Source organism: Bacillus sp. UNC438CL73TsuS30 (genome assembly GCF_000482325.1).
Taxonomy (GTDB): Bacteria; Bacillota; Bacilli; order Bacillales; family Cytobacillaceae; genus Neobacillus.
In genome coordinates this window covers 35,823-41,992 of the sequence record NZ_AXVA01000034.1, presented here as the reverse complement: position 1 = coordinate 41,992, position 6,170 = coordinate 35,823, and the positions used below count along the sequence as shown (strand labels likewise).

Annotated in this window: 6 protein-coding genes; 2 read left to right on the top strand and 4 right to left on the bottom strand. The window is 38.5% G+C overall.

Annotated features, from left to right (window positions below; genetic code table 11):
* The 4 genes from M028_RS0112390 to mgtE form a co-directional block, all read right to left on the bottom strand.
* Positions 1–291, bottom strand: a 291-nt coding sequence (locus tag M028_RS0112390; protein WP_026574178.1) for a transposase, incomplete at its 3' end; no start/stop codon positions are given.
* Positions 292–347: 56 nt separating this feature from the next.
* Positions 348–944 carry a DedA family protein gene (locus tag M028_RS0112385; protein WP_026574177.1) on the bottom strand — a complete coding sequence of 199 codons (597 nt, stop codon included), beginning with the start codon at positions 942–944 and terminating at the stop codon, positions 348–350.
* A 121-nt stretch (positions 945–1,065) separates the two neighbouring features.
* Positions 1,066–2,247 carry an FtsW/RodA/SpoVE family cell cycle protein gene (locus M028_RS0112380; protein WP_026574176.1) on the bottom strand — a complete coding sequence of 394 codons (1,182 nt, stop codon included), beginning with the start codon at positions 2,245–2,247 and terminating at the stop codon, positions 1,066–1,068.
* Between the two features lie 128 nt (positions 2,248–2,375).
* Positions 2,376–3,734, bottom strand: a complete 1,359-nt coding sequence (gene mgtE / locus M028_RS0112375) for a magnesium transporter (RefSeq protein ID WP_026574175.1) — start codon at positions 3,732–3,734, stop codon at positions 2,376–2,378.
* A gap of 289 nt (positions 3,735–4,023) precedes the next feature.
* On the opposite strand from mgtE, the gene M028_RS0112370 reads away from it, so the two are divergent.
* Together M028_RS0112370 and M028_RS0112365 are read left to right on the top strand one after the other, a co-directional pair.
* Complete coding sequence (locus tag M028_RS0112370) at positions 4,024–4,800, top strand: hypothetical protein (RefSeq protein ID WP_026574174.1); 777 nt, start codon at positions 4,024–4,026, stop codon at positions 4,798–4,800.
* A 148-nt stretch (positions 4,801–4,948) separates the two neighbouring features.
* Positions 4,949–6,028, top strand: a complete 1,080-nt coding sequence (locus tag M028_RS0112365) for a D-alanine--D-alanine ligase (protein WP_026574173.1) — start codon at positions 4,949–4,951, stop codon at positions 6,026–6,028.
* Positions 6,029–6,170 lie beyond the last annotated feature (142 nt).

The following is a 6,170-nucleotide window of genomic DNA, read 5'->3' as shown; positions in this document are numbered from 1 at the left end:
TTGCCATTTTTGAATGGTACTATGTGTTGCAATGTTAAATATTGCAGCAGTTTCTCTTATAGACGTCCCTGTCTCTTTTATATAGTTTAGTACGTCTAGTTTAAACTCTGTTGTATAAGATGTATAGGGTTTAATAAAAGCATCTGCACCATGATGTTCAACTTGTTTAATCCAATTTAATAAAACCGTGTGATGTACTCCTATGGATTTCGCTATAAATTTTACCCCCTCCGATCCCTGTTGATAACGAATAACTGCTTCTATTTTTTCCTCTAAATTAAATTTAGCCATATAAAAACTGCACCTCCAATTGTTAGTTGTGCGTCTAACAATTGGGGTGCAGTTCATCATTTGGTGGTTTTCTTTGTTTTTTTAATAATAAAGTAAATGGCGGCTAATACAATTGCTGCAATAATAATTGGAAGCACATAGGGCTGTGCATATTCTTTAATATGAGTCCAATTTTCCTTCAGTACCTTTCCTAGGTACAGAAATAAGACGGTCCACGGCAATACCGCCGCAACGGTGTAAAGGGTAAATTTGCTGACAGGCATTTTCGCTATCCCTGCGGGAATAGAAATGGCATGTCTGACAACGGGGATAAAGCGTGCAGAAAAAATGACACCAGCCCCGTACTTTTGAAACCAACTTTCAGCTACGTCGATGTGACTCTTTTTGATTAACACATATTTTCCGTACTTTTCAAGAAAGGGACGGCCGCCGTAATACCCCGCCCAATATAAAAAGAGCTGGGCGATCGTTCCACCAATTGTCCCTGCAATGACCGCTCCTAAAAAGTTCAAATGGCCTTGTGCAATCATATATCCGCCATAACCCAAGACAATCTCACTTGGGATAATTTCAATCATTAAACCTAAAGCAATTCCGAGATAGCCTAACTGTGATAGAAACATTAAAATTGAGAAAATAAAATCCTTCATAATTCACCTTCGCTATTGTAATGTTTATAGTTTAAACCAGATTGTCCTATAAAGAAATAAATATGGTACCAATTTAACATTCATTCCTAAATATAAGGAAAAAGACAGCGTAAAACCGCTGCCTTTAGGAATCAACCGATGCACCGGAAGAAAACATATAGGTCCGATGATGGTAACGAATGCTATAGACCAAGCCCATTGCAAACATATTCCCCATTAAAGAGCTTCCTCCATAGCTGATAAAGGGGAGCGGGATGCCGGTAATCGGCAAAACTTGGATGGTCATGCCAATATTTTGAAAGACGTGGAATGTAATTACGCTGATAACTCCAATGCAGACATATGTATTAAACGGGTCATTTGTATCTAATGCTGTTTTGATTAAATGGTAAATCAGCAAGAAGAATAGTCCTACCACGATACTGCCGCCGACAAAGCCATATTCCTCGCCAATAATACTAAAGATGAAATCGGTATGGCCCTCAGGAATGTAAACTTCACCTTTATCAAAACCTTTTCCCGTTATCAGACCTGAGCCTATCGCCGTTAAAGATTTCATTAGATGGTAGCCGGAATCACTTTTATGATTAACCGGGTCAAGCCAGGAATAGATCCGTTCGAATTGATAGGTTTTCACATTTAAATATTTTACAAGTAGTTCCGGTTTCTGAACGACGAGATAAAGAATGGCTGCCCCGAGGCCTGCCCCTGAGCCGTAAATCGGCAATATGATTTTCCATGAGATTCCTGAGACTAAAATAAGGCCAGTAAGAATCGATAAAATCACAAGACCGGTTCCTAAGTCAGGCTGAAGCATAATCAGCCCGAGTGGTACTGCTGTAGTAATCCCTAATTTTAAAAGTAACAAGAGGTCTAATTTAAGGGATTTCCCCTTAAACTTTTCTTGATGCTGGGTAATGACCCGGCTTAAGGCAAGAATCAAAAAAGTTTTTACAAATTCCGAAGGCTGAATGCCGAGCCCATGAATAATAAACCAGCTTTTCGCACCGTTTCGATAGGGAGCAATGCTTGTCGGTGCCACAATGATCGCAATCAGCAATAAAAGGCCAAATCCATAGAGATACCATGCAAGCCGTTTATATTGAAAGCCATCGATTAGAATGGCAACAGAAATAATCGCTGCCCCCACTACATACCAAAAGACTTGTTTGAGTAAGAAATTTTCATCATACTGTGCGGCACCTTGAGCACTGTAGATGGAGGCGCAGCTAATCAAGAAAAACAGAAATAAAATTAACGTTAATGTCCAATCAAACCGGTCCGGTTTTTTCGAAAAATAATCCATATGTCACACCCGTTATATTAGCATTTGTTACTTTCATGCTAGCAAAGAATGAGTTTCCTCACAATAGAAAGTAAGGGAAATATTTCAAAAAATGAGACGAATGAAACAGATAGATGGTTTCAAAAAACTTAGATGAGGTAATGCAAAAACATTGATGCGATACCAAAGTAGGTCATTAAGGAAAAGATATCATTTAAGGTGGTGATCAGCGGACCGGATGCAACGGCAGGGTCAACATTAAAGCGGTATAAGATCAAGGGAATGATGGTTCCTGCCAGCGTTCCGATTATAAGTGTGAAAAAGAGGGAGCAGCCCACCACCGCACCAAGTATCATATTCCCCTGCCAGATGTAGGCAATAATTGAGATGAGCATAGCGCATGTAACCCCAATCGTAATCCCAACCCCAAACTCACGAGCAATAAGCCGGGTAACCACTCCTCTATCAATATCATGGGAGATCAGTCCGCGAACGACAACCGCTAGGGATTGTGTCCCAGTGTTTCCAGTCATGCCGGCAATCATCGGCATAAAAAAGGCTAACGCAACCACTTGTTTTAACGTATCTTCAAAGCTTGAGATGATCCTTCCGGAAATGAGACCGATAAATAAAAGTAAAATTAACCATGGTAACCTTCGTGCAGCAGCAACAAAAATTTTTGTATCAAAGTCAATCGCTTTCCCCGAAGCAGATAGTTTTTCAATATCTTCATTTGCTTCTTTTATCACAACATCGATAATATCATCGACCGTCACGATCCCAACGAGGACATTTTCATCATCCACGACAGGAATGGCTAAGAAGTCATACCGTTCTGCTGTTCTGGCCACTACTTCCTGGTCAGTCGCCACTAGAACAGAAATGACCCGTTCATACATAATGTCATTGATCTTTTCATCCATATCAGCCAATAATAAATCACGATAGGAAACAACGCCAACCAGTTTGCGTTCTTCATCAATCACATATAAATAATTAATGGTTTCAGCAAATTCTGCGAAAATCTTTAATTTATCGACGGCCTCCCTGACAGAAAAATAGTTTCGAATCCAGACAAACCGATTTGTCATGATTCTTCCCGCTGTTTCCGGGGGATAATTTAGGATGCCTTTTACAGCAGTAGATTCCTCCGCCTTCATTCCGGACAAAAGCGAATCCATCTTTTCTGGGGATAGTTCATGTAATAGTAAGGCAAGGTCGTCATTATCCATTAAATCAAGAACCTTGCTCGACTTTTCAATGCCAAGCTTATTTAATACCTCGAGCTGTTCATCCTTATCAAGCTCTTCCATTAGATTAGCGAGAAGATCATTTTTAAGAAATAAGAGAAACTTAGCTTTATGCTTCTCCGGTAATCCCTCATAAATTTTCGCGATATCATAGGGCTGCAATTCCTCAAGAATCGCTTCAAATTCAGCTTTTTTATTTTCTTTTAAAATTTTAATAATATGAAGGCTAATCTCATCCTGGGTCATATCCTTAATCATGGATTAAAGCTCCTTTCTACCCCGCAGGTTTGAAGACAGGGGAGACGGAAATGTTTTTTCGAATCTTTACTAGTATATGTTAATAAATAAGAATCCATTGATATTTTAAAACAGTAACTTTTATGATAATCCATTTGCAATTTTCATCATCAAAGCTTTAAAATTGTAAAAGAATTGAAATAAGCTATTTGACCTATTCTTTGGTAAAATGATAATGAATAACACATAGGCAGTTTTTACGATAGCTGTCCATTTAAGATAAATTTTTAACTTTCGGAGGAGTTTGGCCTTGAAAAAGCATCATCAAGACATACGGGATCTTATTTATGTACACTTAAATCAATCGGATCAGTATGTAATGTCCTACGGAATTGAATTCGATGAATTTGCTGCTGCTTTTTCAGATTCATTAAACCATTTGCTTTTATTAAAGCACCGCTTTGATGATACTGAGTTTAATATGCATACGCTGCTTGAATATTGTCCGGAGGATCGTGTAAAAAAACTAGCTGGGGAAGATGTATACGGGTACGGAGATTTTTGCTGGATTGATTTTATTGAAGAAGAGGTTTTAAATGAGCTAACAGGACAGGAAATTGCAGAATTATTATATTTGGGTCATTTAAAGCAACATTTAAAATTGCCCTTCTATAATAAGCTGGGTAATCGGTTTGTGTATTTAGCCCATGATGATGGCTGGTTTAACAAAATTTATTATCGCAGCTTTAAGGACTTTTTTCATTTACTTAGTGAGGCCATTTCGGGAAAAGTAAGTAAACTCAAATTGGAGAAATCCCTTTTAGGTATAAGGAAAAAACGCACCTATCCGTCCGTAAACAAGGAGATTCTTCTTTCCTTAACTCCGTTTATAAAAGAGGGAATCTGCATTTCGATGAAAGATGCAGATCAACAGCGTACAAAGATTGAAATTCCGATCTGGGTAATTGGTGATTTTGCCAATATGGATGATATGTATGAGGAATATGAAATTATTTCAAAAGAACCATATCATGCTAAAATCATTTTTGATAAAAAAACAAAAGAGTGGAAATTGAATGTTCGCTAATCTCTCCTGATAATTTGGAGAGATTTTATTTTTGATTGTTTTGAACCAAGCACTTGATTTCATAAAATATAAAAAAGATTATCACATCATTCCTTAAATTTTTGAGAAAGTGCTAAAATAAAAACAGTATTTAAAATGGAGGTTTATCATGAAAACGAAACTGGGTTTATTATACGGAGGAAAATCCGCTGAACATAAAGTATCTATGCAAACGGCAATGGCAGTCATTCGCGCACTGGACCTAGAAAAATTTGAAATTCATCCTATTTACATAAATGAAGAAGGTCAGTGGATTAAGGGGGAGCAGCTGCAAGCTCCTGTTGAGAATGTTAAGGAACTTGAGTTTACCGGGGGAGATGAATTATCCCCACTTTCTTTAGCCCCTGCTTTATTTGAAGGAAATAAACAGGAACAAGCACCTCTTGACGTCATCTTTCCACTATTGCACGGACCAAATGGGGAAGATGGTACGGTACAAGGATTATTAGAACTATTAAATCTTCCCTATGCCGGAAATGGGGTACTTGCTTCCGCAGCCGGTATGGATAAAGTGATGATGAAAAATGTATTTGCACAAGCCGGACTCGCCCAAGTAAACTATGTTGCTTTTATTAAAAGTGAATGGCAAAAGGAAAAAGAAGTTGCTTATGCAAAGGTTGAGGAAGCACTTGGGTATCCATGTTTTGTAAAGCCGGCTAATCTTGGATCAAGTGTTGGAATTAGTAAATGCCGGAATCGTGCAGAATTGGAAACAGCTTTTGCCGAAGCCTTCCAATTTGATCGCAAGGTGATTATTGAAGAAGGTGTAACTGCCCGTGAAATTGAGGTGGGTATTCTAGGAAATGATGAGCCGGAATGTTCCATAGCAGGAGAAATTGTACCGAAAAAGGACTTTTATGATTATAAAGCGAAATATGAAGATGGCGAGACCGCGTTGATAATTCCGGCTGAAATTACAGAGGATGAATATAAACAAATTAAAGCAATGGCAATTCAGGCATTTAAAGCGTTGGATTGTTCGGGGCTGGTTCGTGCTGATTTCTTCTTAACAAAGGATGGAAGGGCATTAATTAACGAAGTAAATACAATGCCTGGTTTTACTCCATTTAGTATGTTCCCGCTGCTATGGAAACACACTGGGGTGGAATACCCACAATTAATTGAGCGTCTTGTCAATCTTGCAAAAGAAAGACATAACGAAAAACAACAGATTAAATATACTTTCTAATCGAAAAGCGGATGCACCTTGCGCAGTCCCCAAAGCGACCTAGGAAAAAAGCTGTTCATTTTTTCCCTCGAAGGGCTAGGCGCAGGAGCTAGACAATAAATGTGTACGGCACGGTTTTTCGCCGTGTCCGTTCTTTTGAGAA

What these genes read in the sequence shown, in the direction of transcription:
- M028_RS0112380 (WP_026574176.1), bottom strand. Translation starts at nt 2,247, where the DNA reads ATGGATTATTTTTCGAAAAAACCGGACCGGTTTGATTGGACATTAACG.
- mgtE (WP_026574175.1), bottom strand. Translation starts at nt 3,734, where the DNA reads ATGATTAAGGATATGACCCAGGATGAGATTAGCCTTCATATTATTAAA.
- M028_RS0112365 (WP_026574173.1), top strand. Translation starts at nt 4,949, where the DNA reads ATGAAAACGAAACTGGGTTTATTATACGGAGGAAAATCCGCTGAACAT.